Source organism: Burkholderia sp. LMG 13014 (assembly GCF_905232215.1).
Taxonomy (GTDB): Bacteria; Pseudomonadota; Gammaproteobacteria; order Burkholderiales; family Burkholderiaceae; genus Burkholderia.
This window is the reverse complement of the sequence record NZ_CAJNKE010000527.1, coordinates 1-4,064: the sequence shown is the minus strand read 5'-3', so window position 1 is coordinate 4,064 and position 4,064 is coordinate 1. Positions and strand designations below refer to the sequence as shown.

Sequence of the window (4,064 nt, the reverse complement as noted above, 5' to 3'; positions counted from 1 at the left end):
TTTTTCGCGATTTGCGCGTTATATTTTCTAGATATTGGCGCAGCCGACGGGGATCGACCCGATACGGCGCCCGCTTGCGATTCAGTTACAATACGTGCCCGCTGGAGTACGGCAACAAATAGGCCCGGTTCTTGCTGAACCAGTTTTCCGGGCATCGCAACCGCGCCGGATCGCCCATCCGCCTCCCGGCCGCGGTCGATGCGATGTGCCGCGCAGCACACCGGTTCGCAGCGCGCGCAACTCCGCGCCAGGCCTATCCTGGTATTTGAGAACCGGTTTTCCAGAGGCTTTCGGCCCCGCGGCGGCAAATCGCAAATGATTGCAAGCGCGGTTGCGGGTAATCCCAAAGTGCAGGCAATATCTCTTGATTTGCCGCACATTGAAGAAGCAAGCAGATGACGAAGAAACTCTTGACCGAAGCCGAAATCCTGAAGATGAGCGACAAGGATTACATGAATGAGGATCAGCTCGCCTTCTTCAAAAATCGGCTCGAACAGTTGCAGGCGGACATCCTCAAGAATGCAGGCCAGACGACCGAGAACCTGCGCGAGACGGTGATCGTGCCCGATCCCGCCGATCGCGCGACGATCGAGGAAGAGCACGCGCTCGAGCTGCGTACGCGCGATCGCGAACGCAAGCTCCTCAAGAAGGTTCAGCAGTCGCTCGCCCGCATCGATTCCGGCGATTACGGCTGGTGCGAGGAAACCGGCGAGCCGATCGGCATTCCGCGCCTGCTCGCGCGTCCGACCGCCACGCTGTCGCTCGAGGCGCAGGAGCGCCGCGAGTTGCGCCAGAAGCTGTTCGGCGACTGATCGAGCGGCGTTCCGCTCAGACACGCTGCTTCCCGAAAGCGCGCGGCCTGCCGCGCGCTTTTTGTTTTTCCGGCACCGGTTCCCCACCGGCCGCCGATTTGCCTCCCGCCTCTTGATATCCCGGCGCCCGCCCTAAAATGAAACGGACGCGCGCCGGGCCGCTTCCCGGCGCACTGCGAGTTACGCAGCGGCGCCTCGCGCCGCCCGACTCTTCCCCGTTTTTCTCAAGGAACGCAGATGGAGCAATTTCACGGCACGACCATCGTTTCGGTCCGACGCGGCGACAAGGTCGCGCTCGGCGGCGACGGCCAGGTAACCCTCGGCAACATCGTCATGAAGGGTGGCGCGCGGAAAGTGCGGCGGATCTACAACAACCAGGTGCTGGTCGGATTCGCGGGCGGCACCGCCGATGCGTTCTCGCTGCTCGACCGCTTCGAGGCGAAGCTCGAGAAGCACCAGGGCAACCTGACCCGCGCGGCCGTCGAGCTCGCGAAGGACTGGCGCACCGACCGGATGCTGCGCCGCCTCGAGGCGATGCTGATCACGGCCGACGCCACCACCACGCTCGTGATCACCGGCAACGGCGACGTGCTCGACCCCGAAGAAGGCATCTGCGCGATCGGCTCGGGCGGTGCGTATGCGCAGGCAGCAGCCCGCGCGCTCGCGGAGAACACCGAGCTGTCGCCGCGCGAGATCGTCGAGAAGTCGCTCAAGATCGCCGGCGACATGTGCATCTATACGAACCACAACCGCATCATCGAAACGATCGAGTAAGGACCGCACCATGAGCACCATGACCCCTGCCGAGATCGTCTCGGAACTCGACAAGCACATCATCGGCCAGGCGAAGGCCAAGAAGGCCGTCGCGGTCGCGCTGCGCAACCGCTGGCGCCGCCAGCAGGTCGCCGACCCGCTGCGCCAGGAAATCACGCCGAAGAACATCCTGATGATCGGGCCGACGGGTGTCGGCAAGACCGAAATCGCGCGCCGCCTCGCGAAGCTCGCCGATGCGCCGTTCATCAAGATCGAAGCGACCAAGTTCACCGAAGTCGGCTATGTCGGCCGCGACGTCGACAGCATCCTGCGCGACCTGATCGAGATCTCGGTCAAGCAGACGCGCGAAACCGAGATGCGCAAGGTCCGCAGCAAGGCGACCGACCAGGCGGAAGACCGCATCCTCGACATCCTGCTGCCGCAACCGCGCGCGGTGGGCTTCGGCGGCAACGCCGAGCACGCGAACGACGACAACAACGCGACGCGCCAGACCTTCCGCAAGCGCCTGCGCGAAGGCCAGCTCGACGACAAGGAAGTCGAGCTCGACCTCGAGCAGCCGTCGGCCGGCATGGACATCATGGCGCCGCCAGGGATGGAAGAGATGACCGAGCAGATCCGCTCGATGTTCTCGAACCTCGGCAGCGGCAAGAAGCAGCGCCGCAAGGTGAAGATCAAGGAAGCGCTGAAGCTGCTGACCGACGAGGAAGCGGCGAAGATGCTCAACGAAGAGGAAGTGAAGACGAAGGCCGTGCAGAACGTCGAGCAGAACGGCATCGTGTTCCTCGACGAGATCGACAAGATCACGTCGCGCAACAACGAAGGCAGCGGCGGCGAAGTGTCGCGCCAGGGCGTGCAGCGCGACCTGCTGCCGCTCGTCGAAGGCACGACGGTCAACACGAAGTACGGGATGGTGAAGACCGATCACATCCTGTTCATCGCGAGCGGCGCGTTCCATCTCGCGAAGCCGAGCGACCTGATCCCCGAACTGCAGGGCCGCTTCCCGATCCGCGTCGAGCTCGACTCGCTGTCGGTGAACGATTTCGAAGCGATCCTCGTCGCGACCGACGCCAGCCTCGTCAAGCAGTACCAGGCGCTGCTCGCGACCGAAGACGTGCAGCTCGAATTCGCCGAGGACGGCATCCGCCGTCTCGCGGAGATTGCCTATGCGGTCAACGAGAAGACCGAGAACATCGGTGCGCGCCGGCTGTACACGGTGATCGAGAAACTGCTCGAGGAAGTGTCGTTCTCGGCCGGCAACCATGCGGGCGAACGCGTGACGATCGACGCGAAGTATGTCGACCGCGCGCTCGGCGAAGTGTCGCAGGACGAAGACCTGTCGCGCTACGTGCTGTAACGCGCACGGCGTCGGACGAAAGACGGGCGGCCCCTTCCGGGGTCGCCCGTTTTTTTTGGTCACGCGATGCGGCGCACGTGCGTGCCCCTGGAACGCGGCTCATGGCAAGCATTTCGGTGTGTCCCTATAATTTGGACTCCTCTGGCTACGAACAGACGCATTCGTCACCGCCTCCGAATGACCATCTACCCGTCCATCGCCGGCCGAATCGTGCCGGCCCTGCTCACGCTCACGCGCACCGACATCCTGTCGCTCATGCGCCGGATCAAGCGGGAATCGCTGCGACGCTACAACGTCGCGTTTGTGCTCGCGTGGCTGGGCACGCTGGCAGGCATCGCACTCGCCAGCGTGGCGATCAGCATCGGCCTCAAATCCATCGCGAATAGCGTATCGGCAACGCCGTGGCCGATGGTCAGCGCCATCATCGTCGGTGGGTCCGCGCCGCTGCTCGGGAACCTCATCTACTCGGCGCTCATCACGCGCCTGCTGAAACGCGAGATCGTCGCCTGCCTGTCGCGGATCCCGAACCCGCCCGGCTGACGCGCCGGGCGCCAGACGCGCTTACTGCCGAACCGGCTTCTTCGCGAGCTTGCGCTGCAGCGTGCGGCGGTGCATGTTCAGCGCGCGCGCCGTCGCCGAAATATTGTTGTTGTTCTCGGCCAGCACGCGCTGGATGTGCTCCCATTCGAGCCGGTCGACCGACAGCACGACCGGATTCTCGAGCGCTTCGTCGGCCTGCACTTCGGTCGCGTTGGTCTGCAGCGCGGCCAGGATCGACTCGACGTTCGCGGGTTTCGCGAGATAGTTGTCGGCGCCTTCCTTCACCGCCTGCACGGCAGTCGCGATGCTCGCGTAGCCGGTCAGCACCAGGATCCGCGCATCGGGCTGCAGGTCGCACAGCGGCGCGATCAGGCTCAGGCCCGAATCCTCGCCGAGATGCAGGTCGACGGTAATGAACTGGAACTTGCTGCCCGCGGCGAGCCGGAGCGCCGCCTCCTTGTCGTGCGCCTGCTGGACCGCGTAACCGCGACGCTCGAGGCCGCGCGCGAGCGTGCCCGCGAACACCTCGTTGTCGTCGATCACCAGGAAATTGTTCTCGCTCATGTGGTTTCTCCGTCTACGTG

The 4,064-nt window shown here is 64.3% G+C and carries 5 protein-coding genes; 4 read left to right on the top strand and 1 reads right to left on the bottom strand.

Annotated elements, in window-relative coordinates; genetic code table 11:
* Positions 1-395: 395 nt before the first annotated feature.
* The 4 genes from dksA (at position 396) to JYJ84_RS30180 (ending at position 3,480) form a co-directional block, all read left to right on the top strand.
* A complete protein-coding gene (gene dksA, locus JYJ84_RS30195; RefSeq protein ID WP_006477498.1) occupies positions 396-812 on the top strand; it encodes an RNA polymerase-binding protein DksA in 417 nt (138 codons plus the stop codon).
* 237 nt (positions 813-1,049) lie between these two features.
* Positions 1,050-1,586, top strand: coding sequence for an ATP-dependent protease subunit HslV (hslV, locus tag JYJ84_RS30190; protein ID WP_021156275.1), 537 nt, complete (start codon positions 1,050-1,052; stop codon positions 1,584-1,586).
* 10 nt (positions 1,587-1,596) lie between these two features.
* A complete protein-coding gene (hslU, locus tag JYJ84_RS30185; RefSeq protein WP_122946509.1) occupies positions 1,597-2,940 on the top strand; it encodes an ATP-dependent protease ATPase subunit HslU in 1,344 nt (447 codons plus the stop codon).
* 177 nt (positions 2,941-3,117) lie between these two features.
* Positions 3,118-3,480: a hypothetical protein gene (locus JYJ84_RS30180; RefSeq protein ID WP_175222417.1), complete on the top strand. Its 363-nt coding sequence runs from the start codon at positions 3,118-3,120 to the stop codon at positions 3,478-3,480.
* Positions 3,481-3,501: 21 nt separating this feature from the next.
* Here JYJ84_RS30180 and JYJ84_RS30175 read toward each other — a convergent pair whose 3' ends face one another.
* A complete protein-coding gene (locus tag JYJ84_RS30175) occupies positions 3,502-4,044 on the bottom strand; it encodes a response regulator transcription factor (protein ID WP_043184707.1) in 543 nt (180 codons plus the stop codon).
* Positions 4,045-4,064 lie beyond the last annotated feature (20 nt).

What these genes read in the sequence shown, in the direction of transcription:
- dksA (WP_006477498.1), top strand. Translation starts at nt 396, where the DNA reads ATGACGAAGAAACTCTTGACCGAAGCCGAAATCCTGAAGATGAGCGAC.
- hslV (WP_021156275.1), top strand. Translation starts at nt 1,050, where the DNA reads ATGGAGCAATTTCACGGCACGACCATCGTTTCGGTCCGACGCGGCGAC.
- hslU (WP_122946509.1), top strand. Translation starts at nt 1,597, where the DNA reads ATGAGCACCATGACCCCTGCCGAGATCGTCTCGGAACTCGACAAGCAC.
- JYJ84_RS30180 (WP_175222417.1), top strand. Translation starts at nt 3,118, where the DNA reads ATGACCATCTACCCGTCCATCGCCGGCCGAATCGTGCCGGCCCTGCTC.
- JYJ84_RS30175 (WP_043184707.1), bottom strand. Translation starts at nt 4,044, where the DNA reads ATGAGCGAGAACAATTTCCTGGTGATCGACGACAACGAGGTGTTCGCG.